Origin of the sequence: Brucella sp. HL-2 (genome assembly GCF_025846885.2) — a bacterium.
GTDB classification, from domain to species: Bacteria; Pseudomonadota; Alphaproteobacteria; order Rhizobiales; family Rhizobiaceae; genus Brucella; species Brucella quorumnocens.
On the sequence record NZ_JAOYTK010000006.1, the window covers coordinates 1 to 21951 of the forward strand.

Consider the following 21951-nt stretch of genomic DNA (forward strand, 5'->3'; position numbering starts at 1 on the left):
ACGCTTGCGCTGTTTTGGTGCGTGTCGGGGCTATTCGCATTAATCTCGCCGATGCGCGCTATGGCTATTCTCGAAGGACATCACGTTCCGGCGTGGTTGGCGGGTATTACAGTGTATGGTGGCGCATTTGCAGATATCGCATTGGGCCTGGGGATCCTTTGGCGTTCCGCAACGCGCCTGGCAGCGGTTGGAATGATAGCGCTTTCGGCCTGCTATCTGTTCGGCTGTCTGGTGGTTGCGCCAGATCTGTGGCTTGATCCTCTTGGACCGATGGTCAAAGTGGTTCCAGCTATTGTTTTGGCGGCTATCGTTGCGATGATGCTGGAGGCGCGATGACCTATGATATTTTGCGTTTTCTGCATGTGATCGGTGCAACGGTGCTACTTGGCACCGGCGCGGGTATCGCGTTTTTCATGGTTATCTCAAATCGATCGGCAGACCCGCGGTTGATTGCTCATGTCGGTGGCATCGTCGTGTTGGCTGATACGGTTTTCACCGCAACTGCTGCCATTTTCCAGCCAGTCACCGGCTATTTGCTTGCACGTGCAGTTGGATGGCCCGTCTTGTCCGGTTGGATTGGACTGTCGTTGGCGCTCTACATCTTTGTTGGAGTATTCTGGTTACCAGTTGTGTGGATGCAAATCCGGTTGCGGGATATGGCTCGTCGGGCCGCTGCAGAGGGAAAAGCCCTGCCGGCGGCCTATCATCGTCTCTATCGCTGCTGGTTTGCTTTTGGCTTTCCTGCATTTGCAGCAGTTTTGGCCATCATATGGCTGATGCTGACCAAGCCGTCATTTTGAAGATCACCATCCCGATAATGAATGCAACGGCACGCTACCATTGCTGCTGATTAAAATTGATCGGTGTGATCTATGTTCTTGACTGGCAATCAGATGATTGGATCGATCATTTTCATCGTTGATCGCAATATTCATTCTCAATACCAACCGTGAAATGGATAGCGTCGTTTCATTATTAATTGTGAAGCGGCTCGTAAAGTCGTGCGCCGGCTTTTTCAGCCGCAACCTTTAAACGCTTGTCTCGGGTCCATAGTGATGTTCGCCGGTCGAGAAGAACTGACGCCAGCAGTTGGGCATCAGTATAGCCAATACCCATGCTAAAAATGCAGTGCTTTTCAATCATGGTGATGACTTCGTCATGTGTTGCGACTTGAGCTTCACGCTGCTCATTCAAAAAAGCCAAGACACTTGTCCTGTCTCGGAGGCTGCCCAACGCAAGTTCGCCAATAATCGCTGGATGGCAAAGCAAAAGATCATCACCGATAATCTTAATGAGCTCATTATCTCCGCCGCGGAAATGGTCAATCCAAATTGAAGTGTCTGCCAATATCACTTCGTCACTGAGCTCCGGCGGCGAGGAGCTGCTTCAACGTCCGGCATCGTGCCTCCAAGGGCGATAAGGCGTTTACCAGTCTCTAGTCGTACAAGTGTTTCTAGCGCTTGTCGGACTAAAGCGGCTGTCTCTTTCGTTCCGGTCAACAATCTGGCTTTTTCTAAAAGATTGTCATCAAGGTTGATAGTTGAGCGCATAATCTGACTCCTTGCTTAGGCGTCATAAATAGCACCAAATGATGTCAATATCAACATGCTTATGTTTGCTCACTCTAACGATCGTGACTGGCAATTGGACACAAAAGTACAAAACTGGTTACAACCGCCCGAGACACGCTGGATGCGCTTGACTCTTAATCCTGAAATGAAGACACATATGCGTGCTAAGGTCGACCGAGCCTTTTCTTGACTCAAAAAAAATCCTCGCCAACAAATATGCCCCGAGTACGCATAACGATCAGAGAGCGGCTCAACGAGGCGCTATTTGCGCGATTCCCGAACGCTTACTTACTGAGCTTCTGATAACGCTTGATGAGCCGGTCGCGCTTGAGCTTTGACAGACGCTGTATCCAGAAAATGCCGTCGAGCTGATCAATCTCGTGTTGATGACAGACCGCAAGCAAACCGTCGGATTCTTCCGTGTGCTCATTGCCGTCCAGATCCTGATAGCGAATACGGATGCGGGCATGTCTTTCCACATCGTCCACCACGCCTGGCATCGAAACGCTGCCTTCCTGATGGCGGATCTTCTGATTGGAAGCCCAAATGATTTCAGGATTAATGTAGGTCTTGGCGCTGCCGGGGCCTGAAAGCTCGAGCACCACCACGCGTGTCAGAACACCGATATGCGGGGCAGTGATACCAATACCGGGAGCGGCACGCACCGTATCGAGCAGGTCCTGTGCAAGCATGCGTAGATCATTATCAAAGACCGTGACGGGCGCGGCAATAGCTTTTAAACCAGCATCCGGATATTTGACGATCTCTCTCACGCTCATTCTGCTTCTCTACTCTTTGCGGTCCGTCGGCCATTTGAATGAGCAATGTCTTTAGAGCATTTCTTATTGGATATGAATGGTTAGAAATGCGTCTCATTATTTGTTTTAACGCATGTCTTTATCCCATCGTAGCGGGATCAGAAATCAGTCCGGTGGACTGATTTCCCTACGAAGGCGGTTCCAGCTTTTGGGAGGCAGGCTCTAATTCGCAGAATGTGCAAGCGGGCACTGCAATATGCAATGCCCGCCCGTGGTTTCAGTTTGTGATACAGCGAAATGTAGGGGCTGGATTTTACTTAGCGGCCAGAAAGTCTGCGACTTCGAGCAGAATGAACTCGTTGTTCGCGGCTTCGCCGATCTGACGACCGCCCGAGAATGGCAGGTTGTTGTCATTGCCGATCAGGATATGCGTATCGTCAACGCGCATCACGTCTTCAATAGTGAAGAACGGGAAGGTGAACTTGCTCTTGAGGTCGCGTGCTGCTGCGGTCTTCAGGATTGCCTTGTTGTCAGGGTCTTGAATGTCCATCAGATTGATATGACCGATACGATGGATGTAGCCGTCTGCGTCGATCTTCGATGTATCGACGAGAACGATGTTCTTGACCTTGGCTGGCAGCGGGTAGCAGGCCGAAAGATCGTCGGTCTTGCATTCAAGGCTTGGATCGCCTTCGCCATTGTCACGCTCGATGACCAGCGCGCGGGTGTCGTCGATAAAGTTGAAATCGCCGATAGCGGTTGCGCCTTCAGCCAGACGGAAACGATAGCTGTTGCCGGTCCATTCACCCTTGTCGGTGTCGAAAGTCATCACACGCAGGAAATCGCCTTCCGGCTTGCCGTTTTCGTCAAAAAGCGGCTTTTCGAGCATGGCCCAGAGCTGGTTGGTCTTTGGCTGCAGCGCCATGCCTTCATAGCCACCCGAACGCTGAACACGGAAATCCTTGCCGGCAACTGCAGGCACAACCACGCCCGGAGTATCCGAACCCATCAGCTGCTTGCCATCGAGCAGGGTGGGGTAGACGGCTTTCACACGGCCATCAAGACCAGCGCGAATGATGTAAGGACCGAATTCGTCACCGATCCAGATTTCATCATTGAGATACTGAATGCTTTCCGGATCAAAATCAGCACCGGTCAGATAACGGCTGTCTGTGCCTTCATAAGCAATACGGAATGGCACTTTCTTATCGGGATCGCTGAGGAACACCGATTCCACGCGCTCAACCTTGCCGGTTTCGAAATCTGGCTTCATGCGGTGGAAAAACAAAAGCGCGTCGGGGCTGTTTGCCTTGGTGCCAAAACCATTGTCGGTCAGCGTGAAAATGCTGCCGTCGGCCGCGCGATTCATTGCAAAGCCCGACATGCCCTGCACAGGCTGGCCGATGAAGGGAAGGGAGATGCCGGTGGTGTGGCTGCCATAGGCTTTGCCAACGTCACCCATGACACTCATTGGCTTGTCGTTGCGGGTCTTGCCGGTGAACTTGCCGGAAACCCACGCATCACGGGGGGCATCGGCAGGCGGTGTGATCAGCGTCAGCGCTGGCAGGTAAGCGTGACCTGCCAGTTTAGCGGTAAATGCCTCTTCAGCCATCGCTGAAGACGTCATAGCGATCGTAGCAATGGAAGCGAGAAGATAACCAAGGCGCATAGGAACCCCCTAAATTGCGAAAACAAACGCAATGGTCCTTAAAGGCACCCTGTGACGTGTGGTTATCATCACGATAAAGGTTTGATGACAGAGCTTAAAACATATCCTGTTGAATTTTATCCTTCATTATCACGCTAAGCCTTTGTTTTAATGTGCTTTACTGTGAAATCCATTTCATGTCACCGCGTCGGTCCTATGGCAGTCTGATTGCCACGAACTGCGTGAACTGACCGGCATTGAAGTTATTATCGGAGGCAATGACGAGTGTTCTGGCACCATCGATTTCCGGCCCCCATGTGATGGATTCGATATTGTCGATGTCGAGGCCGAATGTTCCTTCATCCAGACGCAGAAGCAGTTCCTTCTTGAGCGGTGTCGCAGTGAGACCTTGTAAGGATGCTTTGCCGGTGACATCGGTGGCGCCATCGAACGATGCGCGATAGATGCTGATGCGGTTGCCGACACCGTGGGCGTAAGATCTTTCAACCGTGAGAAGATCCGCACCGTCGGTTACAAATTCGCTCAATCCATTGTCGTTCCAAAAAGGCGGCAGTGTCGCTTTTGCAAAAATCGGATCAGTTTCATAGACGTGTTCTGCGGTCACATCGCCCGATGCAATGTCGAACGAGATAATGCGCGATTTGCTGCCATGTTCGAGTGTTGCGATGTCGCCGTCCTGAGCCAGCGCATTTTCTGTGCCAGCCAGAAGCGTCTTGCCGTCGGCAGAAATGGCGAGACTTTCAAAAGCCAGATTGTTACGCGTGCCGCGTGTTTTGTTTTCATCTGGCAGATAGACGTCCGGCAGTGTGAATTCGCGAACAAAAGTGCCGTCGAGTTTCATTTCACGGACAGAGGGCTTGCCTTTGCGGTCGCCTTCGCTGGACCAGTAGAGCGTCTGGCTTGCTGGATTAAAGCGAATGCTTTCCGCATCGACATCCTTGATGCTGAAAGGCTTATTTTCGGCATCAAGCAGGGTGGTTGTTTCCAGAATATCCAATGCGTGAATGCCGGATGCATCAATATCGAGCTTGAGCTTATAGAAACGGGCAGGGGCCTTTTCCGACCGATCATCAGAGATCGCATAATAGACATTTTGTGCTGGATCGTAATCGAGGCCGGAAATGCCGCCAAATTCCAGGCCATTGAGTTTCAGACCAGTCGGCAGAACAAATTCGCCAATCAGAGCAGGGGCCTTATCTTGTGCAAAGCCGGGCATGGCCGTGCTGAGCAAAAGTGCTGCCAATGAAATGATCGAAAATGTTTTGCGCATTATTTGTCACCTGTCTGATTGATCCGCAGACAACTAGTTCATGTTTTTTACAAACGGATGAAACAGAGGAATGAAGCGCCTATTCAAAACCGCCCGTCATTCGGAATAGCCGGCAAACTAAGTTTTATGAATAAATCGGCTGGCTGTTATACCAGTGTCATCTAGCTTTCTTATTTGAACCCCCACACGCATTAAACAGTGGGGATTTCTGATATGCGCAAACTGCTTCTTGCTCTCGCTTCGGCAACCATGCTGACGACTGCGGCTGGTGCTGCAACCGTCTATCCGATTGACCGGGCGACAATTCTTGTCAATTCGCCATTCGATTTCAAGGTTGAGTTCGATAAGGTCGTCAAGCCGGAAGACGTGAAGGTCACGGTCAATGGTCAGGACTATGAGGCTGTATTTGGCAGCAAGTCCGAGTTTACCGCTGAAGAAAAAGGCGCTGAAGACAAGGTTCTGGGCTCCGCTCTGATTTTGCGCGGCCTGAAAATCGGCAAGGCTGGCGATTACAAGGTTGAAGTCTCTGCTGGTGATGAAACCAAGTCCGTCAACTGGGATGTTTATTCGACCGGCAATGAAGCCAAGGCCAAGAATATCATCTTCCTGATTGCCGATGGTCTTTCGGTCGCTCACCGCACGGGTGCCCGCATCATGTCGAAGGGCATGACTGAGGGTAAGGCGAATGGCCGTCTGAACATGGACGATATTCCGCCAGTCGCTTTCATCGGCACTTCGTCGACCCATTCGATAGCAACCGACAGTGCCAACACCATGTCGGCTTACATGACGGGGCATAAGTCGCGCGTGAATGCACTTGGCGTCTATGCCGACCGCACGCCGGATAGCCAGGACGATCCAAAGGTCGAAACCATTGCAGAAGCAATGCGTCGCGAAACCGGCAAATCGATTGGTATCGTTTCGACCTCGGAGCTTCAGGACGCAACTCCCGCTGCGCTGGTCGCACACACACGCAAGCGTTCCGACAAGGCCGATATCGTCAGCATGATGTATGACGTGAAGCCAGACGTGCTTTTGGGTGGTGGTTCGGCTTACTTCCTTGCCAAGGACGTTCCGGGTTCCAAGCGCAAGGACGACAAGGATTACATTCAGCTGTTCAAGGATGCAGGTTACGCGCTGGTCACAAGCAAGGACGAGCTTGCTTCATCAGCTACGTCCAATCAGGACAAGCTGCTTGGTCTTTTCCACACCGGCAATATGGACGTGACGCTTGATCGCGAGTTCCTCAAAAAAGGCACCGTCGACAAGTTTCCGAACCAGCCGGGTCTGGTCGAAATGACCAAGACGGCCTTGGAAAAGCTCTCTAAGAATCCAGAAGGCTTCTTCCTGATGGTTGAAGGCGCATCGGTCGACAAGATGAGCCATCCGCTTGATTGGGACCGTGCGCTGGTCGAAACAATCGAGTTCGACAAGGCGGTGGGGGTTGCTCGTGAATTCGCTGAAAAGAACCCGGATACGCTGATCATTGTCACCGGCGATCATACCCATGGTGTTGCGATCATTGGTACGGTCGATGATGAAAAGCCGGGCGATGAAATGCGCGAAAAAGTCGGCACTTATGACAATGCCGGTTTCCCGAACTACGAAGACACCAATGGTGACGGATATCCGGATCGTGTGGATGTATCGCGTCGTCTGTTCCTTTCGGCCAATAACGGCCCGGATCATTACGAAACCTTCCGCCCGAAAATGGATGGCGCTTTCGTACCGGCCGTGAAGAATGAAAAGGGCGAATATGTAGCCAACGAGGCCTACAAGGACGTTCCGGGTGCGGTTTTCGTTCAGGGCAATATCCCGAAAGAAGATGACACCGGCGTTCACGCTGTCGATGACGTTGTTTTGCAGGCAACGGGTCCGGGTTCCGAAGGCCTGCGCGGCTACATGGAACAGAGCGACGTTTACCGTGTGCTGGCCGACACCTTCGCGCTCGGCAAGGCAAAGTCCGAGTAATCATCGTTTGAACGAGGGCAGGCGGGCAATCCGCCTGTCCACTTCTCTTCAGGAGGACAAGATGCGCACAGGACCGCATTTCAATCGCAGGCAACTGATGCTTGGTGCATTGGCAACCGCGCCCTTGATGTGCATCGCAAACAGGGCACATGCCGCAGAGCAGCTTGGTTTCGATAATCTCTATAAGAGCTTTGGCGTGCTGGGTCTTGAGTTTTCCGATCAGGTCAAAAGCGCTTCCGGCAAGGAAGTGGCGATCAGCGGATTTATGGCGCCGCCACTCAAAGCCGAAGCGAATTTCTTCGTTCTGACCGAAATTCCGATGTCGATCTGCCCGTTCTGCTCGTCGGATTCCGATTGGCCGGATAATATCATGGTGGTTTATCTGGCGTCCAAACAGACATTTGTGCAGTTCAATGCGCCTATCCTGACGCGCGGTACGCTTGAATATGGCTCGTGGACTGATCCTGAAACCGGCTTTGTCAGTCAGCTTCGCCTGCGTAACGCTTCTTTCAAAACGGTCTGATGATGATGCTCGCCAAGCCTTCCGGGCTTTCGCTCGATATTGCCAATCTGGAAGTGCGATTTCCGGGGCTGGCTTTGCCTGTCCTTTCCATTGAAAAATTCAACCTGATTACTGGCGGTCATCTGGCGATCACTGGAGCATCCGGCTCGGGCAAAAGCACGCTGGTCAATGCCATAACCGGCCTTGAGCCTGTGAAGACCGGGAAAGTCGTGTGGGGCGAAACGGAAATCAGCAGCTTGTCTGCCTTCAAGCGCGATGCGTTTCGTGCGCGGAACATCGGGCTGGTGATGCAGGATTTTCATCTGTTTCCCGGCCTGTCAGCACTCGCCAATGTACTTTTGCCGCTCAAACTAAGCCGTGGCGTGAAAACCGCTGATCGCGAGCGGGCGCTCAACTTGCTTGAAACAGTTGGCATTGCGCGTCCCGCACAACATATCGAAACCCTGTCGCGTGGCGAGATGCAGCGTGTGGCCATTGCGCGCGCGCTTCTCTCAAAGCCCGGTGTTATCGTGGCCGATGAGCCGACTGCAAGTCTGGATCAGAAAACCGGTGCCGATGTTGCCGAGCTTCTGGTGCGGCTTGCGACCGAAGAAAAGGCGACATTGGTTGTCGTCACGCATGATCCGCAGCTGATGCAATATTTGCAGCGCCGCATTCGCCTTGAAGGCGGAAAGATTGCAAGTGACAGCACGGAGATGGAATTGTCATGATCGCATTCATTCTTGCCGATCTGCGCCGCTTCTGGAGTGGTGCCGTCGCCATCATCGTTCTGCTGGCTTTGTCGGTTGCTTTAAGTTCGGTCGTAACCTTGCAGGAACGGGCTGTGCGGCTTGGCACGGCGCGTGCGTCGGATAAATTCGATTTGGTGATCGGTGCGGCAGGAAGCGACACGCAGCTTACACTTTCGTCGGTCTTTCTGCAGCCGTCGCCCTTGCCTCTGATGTCTGGCGCGATGCTGGGCAAGCTCGCCAATGACAACCGCGTGGCTTTCGCGGCACCTATCGGCTTTGGCGACAGCGCCATGGGCTTTCCGATTGTGGGGACAACAACCGCGCTCATTTCTGCCTTGTCGCCAAAGCTCGCCGAAGGTGCGCAGTTCACGCGTTTGGGCGAGGCGGTGATCGGTTCCGCAGTTGATTTGCCTGTTGGTGCCAGGGTCAACCCAATGCACGGCACTGTCGAAACCGGCGGACACGCGCATAGTGAAGTCAGCTATCAAGTAGCTGGAAAAATGGCGCCGACTGGAACGGCGTGGGATCGTGCCATTCTTGTGCCAATTCGCACGGTCTGGCAGCTGCATGGCATGGAAGCGCATGAAGAGCACGACCATGCTGATCATACTGAAAAGTCAGGCAACGGATTTGGCGTTCTGGTCAATGAAAAGCCGCACGATCATGATCACGAGATCGACATCAATGCACCGCTTGACGAGGTTTTCGATGCCGATAGCCCCGGCGTTCCAGCTATTCTTGTCAAGCCGAAGACAATTGCTGATGCTTATCGGCTGCGGCAGGAATATCGCTCTGACCGTACATTGGCGATCTTTCCGGCAGAGGTTCTCACAAGGCTTTATTCAACGCTGGGCGATGCCCGCAGTCTGCTGCTGGGGATAGCGGTCGGCACGCAAGGCATTGTGGTATTCGCCTTGTTGCTGGTTGCGGTCATGCATATCGGCGCGCGCAAACGCCAGATTGGCGCGTTGCGGGCACTGGGCGCGCCGGTTCGCTCTATCATGGCGATCGTCTGGGGCGAGCTGTTCTTACTGCTACTGCTTGGAATCGGCCTGGGACTGGCACTCGGCTATGCCGTCGCAAATGCCATCACATCATGGCTCACGGCAACCACGGCGGTTAAAATGCCAGTGGAATTCGCGATGAGCGATGTCTGGCTTGCGGTGGGCTTTATCATAGTTGCGGCGCTGGTTTCGCTGGTCCCCGCACTGATGACGCTCCGCATGAGTGCGGCATCAGCTTTGCGTTCGTGATTTAGAAAAGCGGTTGGCGAGGTTCGCTGCGGTGCAATTAGTTATTGTGCACCCGGTAGCCCATTCGAATAGGCTTCCATTTCAGTTGCAAAAACCCATCCCTGTGGACAACCGCGATAGTTATTCTGGCTATCCATCTGGCAGTTACCCATCGTCTTTTGATAGTTTTCAGGAAGTGACCGGGGCTTCTTGCACAGCTCTTCGCCTTTACACTCTGGACCATGGTCCATTGGGAGCGCCATGACGTAATACTCTTTATCTGTGGCGTTCACTTGTGCCGCCGCCTTGATGCAAACCAATTGTTCGGGTGCCAACGCCCCCTCTGTTTTACCTTCCGTACCTGTTGTCGCGACATCTTTCCGCAGAGACACAGGCTTCTCGTTTATCCGACCAAAGTAAGCTGCAATTGCGCAGTCGCTATAGATCCGCACGTTGTAATAATCGCCGCTTTCAATATTGCCGGCAGTGCAATCATCATTATTTTTTGCATCGCAACTGATACCGGCGGACTGCTGCAGTTCAGTACGCTCTTTGGCAGACAGATCTCCCGAGTTCGATGACGCGGCCAGAGCTTGAGAAAAAAGCAGGGATACCAAGCTTAGACCAAACGCAATTCCGCAAGACCATTTCTTAATGTTGATCACTTTCGAACTCCAGGGATGTTAGTTGGCGTTAGCGATACATAAATGAATTGCTCCCACAGCGCCACATCGTGGCTCTTGAAAAAATCCAGCTAGGGCACATCCCGAAAAGTGGCACCGGTTTTCGGAACAAGATGTGCGTAAAAACAGAAAAGATCGCGCATCTCACCTTCAGACAAGGGACAGGTTTGATGTGGTTTGCGCAATTGCCTTTCGGACGCCTGCAACCAGCCGTTTGCCTGTATTCGCGCAAAAGAAATGCAATTTATCGGCAGCCGCGGTTAATTGCATATGATCGCTAATCGCGAGGTGAGGCGGGAAGGCTGCAGTTATGCGCTGCTCTCCAACCATGCCATGCACAAGCCGCTGGGCGCCAAGTTCTTCGATATGATCAAGGTTGAAGCTGATGGCATTCGCGCCGTCCTGCGCAGGAACAAGATCTTCCGCCCGGATACCGACCGTCACCGGACCAGATGCCGGCAGAGTTCCTGAAAGCTGCAAGACCGCCTCACCGATCATCAGTCGGTCGCCTTCACGATGGGCATTGAGCAAGTTCATGGCAGGCGAGCCGATAAAGCTTGCGACAAATGTGGAGGCCGGATTGTGATAGACCTCAAGCGGGGTTCCAATCTGCTCGATGCTTCCTTTGTTCAACACGACCAGCCGATGCGCGAGTGTCATGGCTTCAAGCTGATCATGCGTCACGTAAAGCGAGGTTGTGCCGAGCCGTCTTTGCAGATGCTTGATTTCTCCGCGCATTGTTACGCGCAGTTTGGCATCGAGATTGGATAGTGGTTCGTCAAAAAGGAAGACGGAAGGCTTGCGCACGATTGCGCGCCCCATGGCAACGCGCTGGCGCTGACCACCGGACAAGGCCTTTGGCTTGCGATCAAGATAGGGTTCAATTTCAAGCATACGCGCTGCTTCTGCAACCCGCGTCTCGATTTCGGCTTTTGGCGTTCTGCGGTTACGCAAGCCATAGGCCATATTGTTATAGACGCTCATATGCGGATAAAGCGCATAGTTCTGGAACACCATCGCGATGTCGCGATCTGCAGGTTCAACCTCATTGACCACGCGACCGCCAATGCTGACTTCTCCGCCTGAAATGGTTTCAAGACCAGCGACCATCCGCAGAAGCGTGGATTTTCCGCAGCCTGACGGCCCGACCAGAACGATGAATTCGCCTGCACGGATATCGATGGAAACGCCTTTTACGGCCTCCACGCCACCCGCATAGACCTTCTTAATGTCTTTCAGAATAATCCCGGCCATTTTTCTCCATTCCTGGCAAGCTGCGGGATATTGTTCGCGCTTGCCATATCTGCTCAATCACAATTGCTAATCAGATAGCTTCCAGCGATTGCTGGTCACGCTGTTCAAGCCATTCGGTGGTCGCTTCACTTGCTGCACGGGCCGCATTTTCCACCGTCATTCCCTCCAACATTGCGGAGATAAGACTGGCTGAAAAATGATCGCCTGCGCCGATTGTGCTTTTCACCCGCGCATGTCGCATGGGTTGAACGGTTTGGGCTTCCTTGCCGTCATAGATAGTGATGGAGCGCGCACCGTCCGTCATGACGAGATGTTTCAATCTTGCGCAGCATAAGACGGACGCTTTTTGCCAGAGTGCATTGTCGTCGAGACCGGGAAAGTCGCCGCGCGAACCAATCATGAGATCAGCGGGGCGAGGCGCGGATGTTTCCGAAAGGGGAAATTGCGACGCAACCAATGCAATGGAATTCAAAGCGCTGATGATCTTCGCATCAGGGTTGAAACAGTTGATATAAGCGGCGTCCGCGTCCGCTTCCCCGTCGAGCATGAACTGTCGCATAGGACCGTCATGCGCCGTTAGGATCGTGCGTTCGCCCGATGGCTCCAGAAAAATCTCGGTGAGGTGGGTCGCGGCGTCGCGCGACATGACATGCCGCATGTCGAAACCAATGGTCGCAAGAAACTGCCGCGCTTCGCTTCCCAGTGCGTCATTGCCAAGCGAGCTGACCAGCGCCACGTCATGCTTCAATTTGAGAAAAGGTAAGCCGGTGAAGTATCCGCCGCCACCAAGTGTAACCTCGCGGTTGCGCCACGAAATGCGTGCACCTGATTGAAGAGGCCCCGTCAGTTCCCAGATGCGGTCATGGTTGAGATGAGCGATAACCAGAATACGCGCCATTATTTCTCTCCTGTTCCGGCAGAGAATGCTTCAACGATGTAGCGTTGCGCCAGAAGAAACATGCCGAGCACCGGTAGTACGGATAGAAGGCTGGTCGCCATCAACGGTCCCCATGGTGTTTCCGCGCCATCGACATCGGCAAACATCGCAATACCGGTGGTAAGGGTCTTTCGTCCCGTATCTTCAAGAACAAGTTGGCCCCAAAGATAGATGTTCCAGGCGCCCATAAAGGAAATTACGGAAAGGGCGGCAATCGCCGGTAACACGTTGGGAATGGCCACATCCTTGAATTGCTTCCAGATTCCGCACCCGTCGATGCGCGCTGCTTCGAACATTTCGTCGGGTAGCGAACGGAACGACTGCCGGAAATAGAAGACATAGAAGCCGATATAGGGGATCGAAGGGATGATCATGGCCGAATAGGTATCGAAGGCCTGTATCTTAACGACTGCGATATAGGTGGGAATGATTGCGAGAACGGTCGGAAAGGACATGGTGGCAATCACCACCCAAAACAGGAAATGTTTGCCGCGAAACTCCATTCGGGCAAAGGCATAGCCTGCTGGCAGACTGATGATGAGCTTGCCCAGCGTGATAGCCCCCGAGGTGATGACCGAATTAAACAGCCACCACCAGATCGGATAGCGATCCGCCGCAAGCTGGAAATTCGACAAAGTCATCTGCTCAGGCCAGAACCGCAAAGCTTTCTGGGCAATCAGTGCATTGGGTGTGAACGCAGATGTCACCATCCATAGCAATGGAAACAGCGTGATGAGCGACAGCACAATGAGTAGAATGTGAAGTGTGCCACGCTGCAGCGTGGCGCTGAAAGAATTGGCGGTCATTGGTAATGCACCCGCGTTTCGCCGAAGCGGAACTGCGCCCATGTGATGAGAAGAACCGCAACAATGATGACCATGGCGACGGCACTTGCTCTGCCAAACTGGAAGAACTGCAAACCCTGTTGCCAGAGGAAGTAGAGAAGATTTGAGCTACGGCCCGCTGGCCCGCCATTTGTCAGCACGTCAACGACGCCGACAATATCGTCGAGCACCGAAAATACGGTCGTGACGGAAATGAAGAACGCAGTCGGCGTGATCAGCGGCAGCTCGATGGTGAAGAAGCGTCGCCATGCGCCAGCACCATCCAGTCGCGATGCCTCGCGCAAGGATTGGGGGACGTTGGCAAGTGCTGCAATCCACAGCAGCATGTTGAGACCAAAGCTCTTCCAGAAGGTGACGACTGATACAGATAAAAGCGCCAGACTAGGGTCCATGTGCCACATCGACGTGGGTAGGCCGAACCAGACGAGCACCTCGTTGAAGAGACCATTGACCGGATTAAGCAGCCACGACCATGTCACGCCAGCGACCGAATAGGCCAATATGGTGGGCAGGAAGAAAGCCCCGCGATAGACGCGCTCCAGCTTCGAGCCCTGCACTGCATGGATCATCACTGCGATGATGAGCGGCAGAATGATCTGGGCCGGAACAAGAATGACGCAATAAAGCACGGTGTTCCAGGCCGCGAGCCGGAAATCGGCATCGGCAAAGATGCTTTTATAATTGTCGAACCCAACGAAGCTGACATCGGTTGAAAGCAGGTTCCAGTCGACAACCGACAGAACCGCCGAGGCTACGATCGGACCATACAGGAAAATGATGACTGAAAGGACGGCTGGCCCCGCGAATATCCACGGGGCCAGTTTTGTAAACAGAGGTTTCGACATTTCGCGTCAGGCATCCACCAGCACAGTTGCAAGTTCGTCGTGAGCCGATTTGAGACCGGTTTTGATGTCGGTCTCTTTCGTCAACATGCGCGAAACCCACTTGCGCCAGATGTTCTGGCCTTCGAGACCACGCTTGCCCGGCCAGATGGTTTCGGCAGTCAAACCGTCTTGCAACTGTCCTGCTGCTGGTTTCATGAAGTCGTTGATCAGCGGAATATCGTGAACGGATGTGTTGAGATAGCCGACTTCCGACCAGATTTTCTGACCTTCCGGCGAGGCGCAGAATTCGAGGAACGCAAGTGAAGCCTTGGCCTGTTCGTCGTTCTTTGCATAGACGGCGAGGAAATTTCCGCCACTGTTCATATTGCGGGCATGGCCCGGAACGCCCGGGAAGCGTGCGGTGATCGCCTTGGCGTTACCAAACGGGAAGCTGGCAGCGCGTGTCGAGCTTGTGGTGCAGATCGCAAGCGCGCCAGCTTCAAAAGCGGCATCCTGTTCCTTGCCGCTGACGGGTGTCCAGAGACCCTGATGGGCTGGTTGGCAGAATAGCTCCATGCCTTTTGCGGCCTCATCGCTGTTCAGAGCGAGCTTGCCTGAAGGATCGATGATGTATCCACCAGCATTCTGTATGAAGGACTGGCTTGTCCATTCATTGTTGGAAAGAGCGAGTGCTGAACGATAGGTCGCGTGTTTGCCCTTGAGCTTTTCATCGAGCGTGCGCGCGGCATTATAAAGCCAGTCGGTATCCGGATATTCCGGCAGGTTCGGATCCAGCTCGGCTTCAGCCCAAAGTGCGCTATTGATGAAAGTGATTGGTGTGGACATGGCCCATGGCAGGCCGATCACCGCATCATCGATTGTGACCAGCGGCATCAGCGAAGGAACGAAGTTCGCGATGATTGCCTTCGCTTTTGTCGCATCGATTTCGGTGAGATCGCGTGCGCCAAGGGTGCGGCGTGCGAAATATCCGAACTTCCAGCCCGTCACCATGATTGCTGGTGGCTTGCCCGCAGCAATACCGGCGAGTGCCTTGGCGGTCGCTGTTTCGTAATCGCCATCGAAACGGTTGGTGACTGTAACGCCGGTCTTCAGCGCATTGAAAGCATCAACGACTTTCTGGAACGGCTTGTCTGGTCCCCAGATGCTGGAGATTTCAATCTTGGCGTCGGCAGAAAAAGCCGAAGAGATGCCGAAGGTGCTTGTGGCTGCCAGTGCCGCTGAGGCTGTCAGAAAACTACGTCTTGAAAGTTCGACCATGTCCGTCACTCCTGTGTCCGATTTGGGCACAAACTATCGGGCATGAATGACACGCGAATTGTCGGTTTCGACCAGTCTTTGCGATAATTGCCCGTTTAATGACTGTTTGCGTGAAACTTTGTCGTATTCCTGTGAGATAAGCCCTGTAGGCCAGTCGCAGCTTAATAATTACAGGGCCGCACAATGGCACAAAGACCGATCCGCCCCTCCGACCGGCAGGACCGCATTCGCGATCGTCTCATCAGACTTGGTGATGCAACATGTGCAGAACTGGCCGGTATGTTTTCAGTTTCAGAAGAAACGATAAGGCGCGATCTCGCCTCACTGGAGGAGAAGGGTCAGGCGATGCGCGTCCATGGCGGAGCACGTGCGGTAACGGCGAAGGGGCTGCCACATATCGACTTGCGCATCGGGGCGGATCGGGAAGCCAAAGAGCGCATCGCGCGTCTTGCTCATGGCCTGCTTAGACCGGGAATGTCAGTGTTCTTCAGCGGCGGTTCCACCGCATTGGCGACCGCTTGGGAAGCGCGTCATGAACCGCCAATCATCGCGACCTCTTTGATGGTCGATATCATGATCGTGCTTGCGATGGGCGGACAGACGGACCTCACACTTTGTGGCGGTCAGTTCGACAAGCATTCCCGTGCTTCGTTCGGCTTTGAAGCGATGGAGATTATTTCACGGCGCGTTTTCGATATAGCCTTCATGGGCGCAAGCGGCTTCGATGTGGAACGTGGTTTGTTGGGGCCGTCAGATCGCCATTTGCAATTGGCGCAGGTTGTACGGCGTCAAACGAGAAAATTCGTCGTGCTTGCCAGCCATACAGCGCTGCAACGCTCGGATAAGTTTTCAATCCTGCCAACCTCAAGCATTGATCTTGTTATTACAGACCAGCCGCCGCCAAGTGCAGTTTATGCAGCGTTAGAGCGGGCAGGCGTAGAGATAATCCATTAATTTTATTCGATGGGTATCAAACGCAGTACTGCCTGCCGTTTGCTTACAAAGCGAAGCGGAATCTTAGGGCGCACCACATTTCAAAACAAGCTAAGCCCTTTCGTGCGTGAAAGGGCTTAGTTGAAAGGTTATGCGTCGGAGGGCTTGAGTTTCGAATTTACAGTCCGGCGCTGGTCAAGCGTGCGTTAATAGCATTGATGGCTTCGATGACAGCGCTTAATTGACTTCCATTGATCGCGTCTGTTGAACTACCATCTACTCTGCCGGCGGCAAGATTAGTAAGCGTTCGATAGAAAGTGCCGCTGATATCTCCTCCCGTGCCGCTCGATCCAATACTGAATGCTGCTCTAGGGCGTTCCCCCGCAACCCTATATGCATGACCGGAAATTGTTATAGTCGGTGTGGAAACGACCGGATCAGTTACGCTGAGCGAACCTATTGCGACACTAAATTGATCGAATGCGTAGCTTTCGGTACCTATAGCGGTCCCTGCTTCCCCCAAAGCTTGAGCGAGATAACCTATCGCGATGCTTGACTCTCCCTGAGATTTGGAGTTGCCGCCTATCGAAACACTGCCGTCCGGTCCAGATGCTTCGCTCGAAAGGCCTATAGATATGCTTTGTTGGGCAGATGCTATACTGCCATAACCGATCGCAATAGTGCTCTCATAGACAGCATTGCTTTCTGCGCCGATTGCAGTGCTTTTATCACCAATTGCATGGCTTCCAGAACCGATCCATGTGCTTTTAATACCATGTGCTTTGCTGTTCGCGCCGCCAGCTATACTCTCTTCACCGAATGCTTCACTGAATATGCCTATCGCCGTACTAGAGGAAGCTTTCGCTCTGGTGAAATTACCACAAACAGTGCTGAAGTCCCCTGAAGCCTCACTGTAGGCACCTGTCACTATACTCCAGGCGCCTATGGCTTTGCTAAAGACGCCTGTCGCCAAGCTGTCTGTTGTTGCAACGCTATTGGAACCTATCGCGGTACCACCATCTGCTGCCGTGCTGCTGGAGCCATATGCAGCGCTGAAATAGCCATTTGCTACGCTGCCGTTTCCGTAAGCGGTGCTGTCAGCTGCTGCGTTACTAGTGCGAGCCGCTGCAATGAAATCATTTTTCAATTTTTCAATATGTTCGCTCATTTCAATAACTCCAAATCATAATTTCTAAATAGAAATTGTAAAACAAATAATGTTATTCATTTTAAAACAGTAAAAACCCATGAAATATAAGTCTTACGGAATTTATATCAAAGATTGCCGCATATTATTGGTGTACTTATAATGTAAGCGGACAAAGTACGTATGTTTTTTAGAGTTTATGTAAATTAAAGTGCGCACAAAATCATAGTGACATTCGAAATTTTTCGTTTCGGGGAAGAGCATCTCTCTCCATTCCTTCACGTTAAGGAGCCTCTATTTCGCGACGAACATCACCCTTAAAAAGCACCTTTAGAGAAATTTGTGCGGATCGGCATCCTGACAGTTCTACCCAAAATGTTGGGTGAGGTGGACTGCCCGGACCCATGAAGGTCCGGGCAGATCTAACTCTTTATTTTTAAGCAATTACGAACGGAAATCCGGTTCCCGCTTTTCCTGCATTGGCTTTAATGATGGCCCACCGGCTTTCCTGCATCTTTGGTCTTCACAAGCGAGACGATGACGCCCGTGCCAAGAATGACGAAGGTGATACCCAGCGACCAGGCAGGCGGGAATTTTTCCCACCCCATGAGATCGGCAATGAACATTTTCGAGCCGATGAAGATCAGCAGGATCGACAGCGCATATTTAAGATAGGCGAAGCGGTGCAGGATGGCAGAGAGCGCAAAGAACAGAGCTCTGAGACCAAGAATTGCGAAAATATTCGACGTGTAAACGATGAAGGGATCGGTGGTGATGGTGAACACTGCCGGGACAGAATCGACAGCAAAGATCAGATCCGCAACTTCGATCATGATGAGCGCCAGAAACAATGGTGTTGCAAAGCGCACCGTCTTGCCGGTCTTGCTGTCTTTCAATCGAACGAAGAAGGCATTGCCGTGCAGCTCATCCGTGACGCGCATGTGTTTGCGGGCAAAGCGCAGCAGCGGATTGCGGCTCATATCCGGCTCATCATCTTCACCCGAAAACAGCATCTTGATGCCGGTGATGATGAGGAACACCGCGAAGAGATAGAGAACCCAGTGATAGTTCGCGACGATTGTGGCACCAAGACCGATCATGATGCCACGCAGCACGATAACACCGAGAATGCCCCAGAAAAGGACCCGATGCTGGTATTTTCGAGGAATAGCGAAGAAGCTGAAAATCAGCGCGATGACAAAGATATTGTCGAGCGCCAGCGTCTTTTCGACCACGAAGGCGGTAAGATACTGCGCCGTTGCCTCGCTGCTCATCTGCCACCAGACGAAGCCGGAGAAAGCCAGTCCGAGTGTGATGTAGAAAGCCGACATTTTCAGGCTTTCACCGATCTCGATCTCATGGTCTTCCTTGTTGAAGACGCCAAGATCGAGCACCAGCAAAGCCAGAACAATGCCGATAAACACCAGCCACATCCAGACAGGTGTTCCCATAAAAAGTGATGTAAAAAGTTCCATATCCGACCTCTGTTCAAAATATCACAAGGTCGGCTGGGGATTTCCGGGCTGACCTCGAGCGCGCTCGAAGTGGTCCGACATCACGGTTTGAAAAAACCGCCAGAGGGGCCCGGTCCACTCTCCAACAGTTAGTAAGCGAGATCTGAGTTTCAAGCCGGGCTTGGAAATTTTCTTCTAGCGGGTCAAGACCGTGGTCTGTGTTGGCTGCTGAATAGCTTGGAGCAACTCACTCGGATCAATCGGTTTGTGAAGCAGCATATAACCGCTTGCGGAAGCTTCGCGCAGCCGTTCGGGCGAGGTGTCGCCGGTGAGGATAATCACCGGCAGTTTGCGCCCAAGATGTTTGAACAATCTGCTGGCTGCTTCCGTTCCGATCATCCCGCCTTCAAGGCGGTAGTCGACGATGATGAGATCTGCAGCAGACTGTGCTGCGGTTTCATCAGTCTGCCAAGCGACAAATGTTTCGTCCGCATTGCGCCCCGCATAGGCGCGATATCCCCAAACATCCACGAGACCGGACAGCGCATCCAATACGGTGCTTTCGTCATCGACGATGAATATGTTTCCACCAGTTTGAGGGATGTTCTGTATTGTCTTTTCAGATTGGCGCTGGTCGGTGACGAGCGGAACCATGATCGAAAACATCGACCCCTTGTCCGGCTGAGACACCAGACGAACTGGATGACCGAGCAGTTCTGCTGTTCGCTTCACGATGGACAAGCCAAGACCCAAACCCTTGTCGCGATCACGTTCAGGATTATGAAGCTGCACGAACTCTTCGAAAACTGTGACGTGTTGGCTTACCGGAATTCCCAGGCCGGTATCGAATACCTGTATCTCGACGTTATCGCCTCTGCGGCGGCAGCCAAAAACGATCCGCCCGCTTTCGGTATAGCGAATGGCGTTCGTGATCAGATTGGCCAATATTTGCCGCAGCATCATCGGATCGCTGTCGGTATGATAGGAGCATTTCACCATCCGCCATTCCAAGCCTTTGCTTTCAGCAAGGCCTGCGAACTCGTTCTTGAGGTTGTCGAACAGATCGTTGATTGAAACGATTTCCCGGTTGGGCGTTACAATCTGTGCGTCGAGACGTGAAACATCGAGCAGCGCATTCAGCAGATAGCTGAGATTACCAACGACCTTTCTGATCTTTCCGGCGATGTTGCCAGCGTCTGTCGCATTGACATTTCCTCTGCTCGCCAGTGCGGCCAGTGTCGAATTGAAAAGGCCAAGCGCATGGACAGGCTGGCGTAAATCATGGCTGGCGGCTGCGAGAAAGCGTGTTTTGGCACGGTCCGCTGCCGCCACCCTGTCTCGTTCACTCTTGAGCTGATCGACAAGCGTTTCGTTTTCAAACCGCAGCCGTATTGTTTCAGCCAGGTCCCGGTGGGTTACTCGACCGTGATGGAAGTTGATGATGACGAGGCAGGCAACGAGGAAGAGATAGGCATTGTAGACTTCGCCCTGTGCCAGAATGCAATAGATCGTGCTCGGCAGCACTGTGGTAAACAGCGAACCGACAAGGACCGGCAGAAATGCAGATGAGGTGGGCACGGAACCGCATGTCAACCCTGTCATGACGATCATCGCAAAGGTCAGCAGATGCGGCTCGTTAGATACGAAACCGATCAACCCGAGTAGGCCCCAGTTCAAGCCCGATAACCACGAAAATCCGGCAGCAGTCCACGCCCATTTTGAATAGGAGTCCGGCGTCTTGGATCGGCGAAAAAAGCTGCGTGTGACGATGACACGGGTGATTGTAAGCAGGTAAACCGAAAGGCACCAGGCAATGAGCCATGCATTGGGAACTTTACCCCAGAAGAGCAGAAGCGAGGGTATTGGTACGAAGATATTGGTCAGCAACACCCCGGCCGAATGATTGTAAAGGATATTGACCAGCGCTTGCCTGATGCGCGCTTCATCGACAGGATTAACGCTCGTAGATTTTTCGTCTTTTTCAGAGAGCGCTAATGCGACCATAATGCTATCCTGTATTCGCTTGTGGTTTTGAGGGGCATCTTTTCGATGAGGGTAAATTACCGGATTATCTTGGCCGACGATCACAGTATCGTCCGCGAAGGACTTAAACTGCTTCTTTCGACTATAAGCGAAACAGTTGTGGTTGGAGAAGTCGGAGATTGTTCTTCTTTACTGGCCGTTCTGGCGCAAACACCTTGCGATATGGTCTTGCTTGATCTTGGAATGCCGGGATTTCATAGTTTCCAGTTTATAGAGCAATTGCGGACAACCTATCCAAAACTGAAGATCGTCATTCTGTCGGCTAACAGCGAGTCTCGATCCATCAGAGCAGCGCTTGCCTCGGGTGCGGATGCTTATCTCACCAAAGACGGCGATCCGGGCGAATTGCTGACGACTGTTACCAATCTTCAAAACGGAAACGATAATGGTGCCGCACACCAGGCTATCGCGCTCAGTCGACCAAACGGTCACGAGCCGGAACCCAATATCGGCATCCAGTCTCCGGTTCCTCTCACCAGACGAGAACTGCAATTTCTGGCTCTGATTCCGCAAGGCGCTAAAACAAGAGAAATCGCAGAGCGGCTCGGAATAAGTGTTTTTACTGCGCGCAAGCACCGCGAAAACCTTATGCGCAAACTCAATCTTCATAGCAGCGCCGAGTTGACAGCCTATGCAGTGCGCCTCGGATTGCCCTCCGCATAATCATTGATAACTGCGGCTCTGGCAGTAGCCACCCTAACTGCCAGAGCCGCTATTCAAGCGCCTTGTTTGGACGCGCATCTTATCCGAAAACCGTTTCACACTTTTCGGGATGCACGATAGCTCGCTCGAATGGAAGTGTTTTCGCTCCTGATCGAAAGCTATCAA

Annotated in this window: 22 protein-coding genes; 8 read left to right on the forward strand and 14 right to left on the reverse strand. The window is 52.7% G+C overall.

All coding sequences use genetic code 11. The features are described 5' to 3' along the window. Together OIV19_RS10005 and OIV19_RS10010 are read left to right on the forward strand one after the other, a co-directional pair. Positions 1 to 336: DoxX-like family protein (locus OIV19_RS10005; protein ID WP_264231539.1), on the forward strand; the 336-nt coding region annotated here is incomplete at its 5' end. After that, entirely contained in the window at positions 333 to 800 is a 468-nt protein-coding gene (locus OIV19_RS10010; RefSeq protein ID WP_264231540.1) for a DUF2269 domain-containing protein, read from the forward strand. The genes OIV19_RS10005 and OIV19_RS10010, both read left to right, overlap by 4 nt. A 175-nt stretch (positions 801 to 975) precedes the next feature. Here OIV19_RS10010 and OIV19_RS10015 read toward each other — a convergent pair whose 3' ends face one another. The 5 genes from OIV19_RS10015 to OIV19_RS10035 all read right to left on the reverse strand — a co-directional run bounded on the left by OIV19_RS10015 (position 976) and on the right by OIV19_RS10035 (position 5268). Further along, on the reverse strand, positions 976 to 1353 hold the full coding sequence (locus OIV19_RS10015; RefSeq protein WP_264231541.1) for a type II toxin-antitoxin system VapC family toxin: 378 nt from the start codon (positions 1351 to 1353) through the stop codon (positions 976 to 978). Continuing rightward, positions 1350 to 1550 carry a type II toxin-antitoxin system VapB family antitoxin gene (locus OIV19_RS10020; protein ID WP_264231542.1) on the reverse strand — a complete coding sequence of 67 codons (201 nt, stop codon included), beginning with the start codon at positions 1548 to 1550 and terminating at the stop codon, positions 1350 to 1352. The genes OIV19_RS10015 and OIV19_RS10020 overlap by 4 nt, the downstream gene beginning before the upstream one ends. 305 nt (positions 1551 to 1855) lie before the next feature. Continuing rightward, entirely contained in the window at positions 1856 to 2350 is a 495-nt protein-coding gene (locus OIV19_RS10025) for a peptide deformylase (protein WP_264231543.1), read from the reverse strand. 292 nt (positions 2351 to 2642) lie between these two features. After that, positions 2643 to 3998 carry an esterase-like activity of phytase family protein gene (locus OIV19_RS10030; RefSeq protein WP_264231544.1) on the reverse strand — a complete coding sequence of 452 codons (1356 nt, stop codon included), beginning with the start codon at positions 3996 to 3998 and terminating at the stop codon, positions 2643 to 2645. Positions 3999 to 4191: 193 nt separating this feature from the next. Continuing rightward, entirely contained in the window at positions 4192 to 5268 is a 1077-nt protein-coding gene (locus OIV19_RS10035; RefSeq protein ID WP_264231545.1) for an esterase-like activity of phytase family protein, read from the reverse strand. 213 nt (positions 5269 to 5481) lie between these two features. On the opposite strand from OIV19_RS10035, the gene OIV19_RS10040 reads away from it, so the two are divergent. The 4 genes from OIV19_RS10040 (at position 5482) to OIV19_RS10055 (ending at position 9746) form a co-directional block, all read left to right on the forward strand. Next, the gene (locus OIV19_RS10040) at positions 5482 to 7239 is read left to right on the forward strand and encodes an alkaline phosphatase (protein ID WP_264231546.1); all 1758 of its coding nucleotides are present in this window, start codon (positions 5482 to 5484) and stop codon (positions 7237 to 7239) included. Between the two features lie 61 nt (positions 7240 to 7300). Continuing rightward, positions 7301 to 7762, forward strand: coding sequence for a hypothetical protein (locus OIV19_RS10045; protein ID WP_264231547.1), 462 nt, complete (start codon positions 7301 to 7303; stop codon positions 7760 to 7762). After that, positions 7762 to 8472, forward strand: a complete 711-nt coding sequence (locus OIV19_RS10050) for an ABC transporter ATP-binding protein (protein WP_264231548.1) — start codon at positions 7762 to 7764, stop codon at positions 8470 to 8472. Before OIV19_RS10045 ends, OIV19_RS10050 begins: the two co-directional genes overlap by 1 nt. Beyond that, the gene (locus OIV19_RS10055; protein ID WP_264231549.1) at positions 8469 to 9746 is read left to right on the forward strand and encodes an ABC transporter permease; all 1278 of its coding nucleotides are present in this window, start codon (positions 8469 to 8471) and stop codon (positions 9744 to 9746) included. The genes OIV19_RS10050 and OIV19_RS10055 overlap by 4 nt, the downstream gene beginning before the upstream one ends. A 41-nt stretch (positions 9747 to 9787) precedes the next feature. Here OIV19_RS10055 and OIV19_RS10060 read toward each other — a convergent pair whose 3' ends face one another. From OIV19_RS10060 to OIV19_RS10085, 6 genes are all read right to left on the reverse strand, one after another. Then, the gene (locus tag OIV19_RS10060; RefSeq protein ID WP_264231550.1) at positions 9788 to 10390 is read right to left on the reverse strand and encodes a hypothetical protein; all 603 of its coding nucleotides are present in this window, start codon (positions 10388 to 10390) and stop codon (positions 9788 to 9790) included. A 168-nt stretch (positions 10391 to 10558) separates the two neighbouring features. Then, a complete protein-coding gene (locus OIV19_RS10065; RefSeq protein WP_264231551.1) occupies positions 10559 to 11662 on the reverse strand; it encodes a sn-glycerol-3-phosphate import ATP-binding protein UgpC in 1104 nt (367 codons plus the stop codon). Between the two features lie 70 nt (positions 11663 to 11732). After that, positions 11733 to 12560, reverse strand: coding sequence for a PfkB family carbohydrate kinase (locus tag OIV19_RS10070; RefSeq protein WP_264231552.1), 828 nt, complete (start codon positions 12558 to 12560; stop codon positions 11733 to 11735). Next, entirely contained in the window at positions 12560 to 13405 is an 846-nt protein-coding gene (locus OIV19_RS10075) for a carbohydrate ABC transporter permease (RefSeq protein WP_264231553.1), read from the reverse strand. Before OIV19_RS10075 ends, OIV19_RS10070 begins: the two co-directional genes overlap by 1 nt. Beyond that, the gene (locus tag OIV19_RS10080; protein WP_264231554.1) at positions 13402 to 14289 is read right to left on the reverse strand and encodes a carbohydrate ABC transporter permease; all 888 of its coding nucleotides are present in this window, start codon (positions 14287 to 14289) and stop codon (positions 13402 to 13404) included. Before OIV19_RS10080 ends, OIV19_RS10075 begins: the two co-directional genes overlap by 4 nt. A gap of 6 nt (positions 14290 to 14295) precedes the next feature. After that, positions 14296 to 15546, reverse strand: coding sequence for an extracellular solute-binding protein (locus OIV19_RS10085; RefSeq protein ID WP_264231555.1), 1251 nt, complete (start codon positions 15544 to 15546; stop codon positions 14296 to 14298). 183 nt (positions 15547 to 15729) lie between these two features. Here OIV19_RS10085 and OIV19_RS10090 point away from each other — a divergent pair, with 183 nt between their 5' ends. Next, positions 15730 to 16500 carry a DeoR/GlpR family DNA-binding transcription regulator gene (locus OIV19_RS10090; RefSeq protein WP_264231556.1) on the forward strand — a complete coding sequence of 257 codons (771 nt, stop codon included), beginning with the start codon at positions 15730 to 15732 and terminating at the stop codon, positions 16498 to 16500. Positions 16501 to 16657: 157 nt separating this feature from the next. Here OIV19_RS10090 and OIV19_RS10095 read toward each other — a convergent pair whose 3' ends face one another. From OIV19_RS10095 to OIV19_RS10105, 3 genes are all read right to left on the reverse strand, one after another. Beyond that, positions 16658 to 17647 (reverse strand): hypothetical protein, encoded by a 990-nt coding sequence (locus tag OIV19_RS10095; protein WP_264231557.1) that lies wholly within the window; start codon positions 17645 to 17647, stop codon positions 16658 to 16660. A gap of 464 nt (positions 17648 to 18111) precedes the next feature. Continuing rightward, the gene (locus OIV19_RS10100) at positions 18112 to 19101 is read right to left on the reverse strand and encodes a TerC family protein (RefSeq protein ID WP_264231558.1); all 990 of its coding nucleotides are present in this window, start codon (positions 19099 to 19101) and stop codon (positions 18112 to 18114) included. Between the two features lie 174 nt (positions 19102 to 19275). Next, the gene (locus OIV19_RS10105) at positions 19276 to 21084 is read right to left on the reverse strand and encodes an ATP-binding response regulator (protein ID WP_151091185.1); all 1809 of its coding nucleotides are present in this window, start codon (positions 21082 to 21084) and stop codon (positions 19276 to 19278) included. A 45-nt stretch (positions 21085 to 21129) separates the two neighbouring features. Here OIV19_RS10105 and OIV19_RS10110 point away from each other — a divergent pair, with 45 nt between their 5' ends. Next, entirely contained in the window at positions 21130 to 21786 is a 657-nt protein-coding gene (locus tag OIV19_RS10110; protein ID WP_095445125.1) for a response regulator, read from the forward strand. Positions 21787 to 21951: the final 165 nt, after the last annotated feature.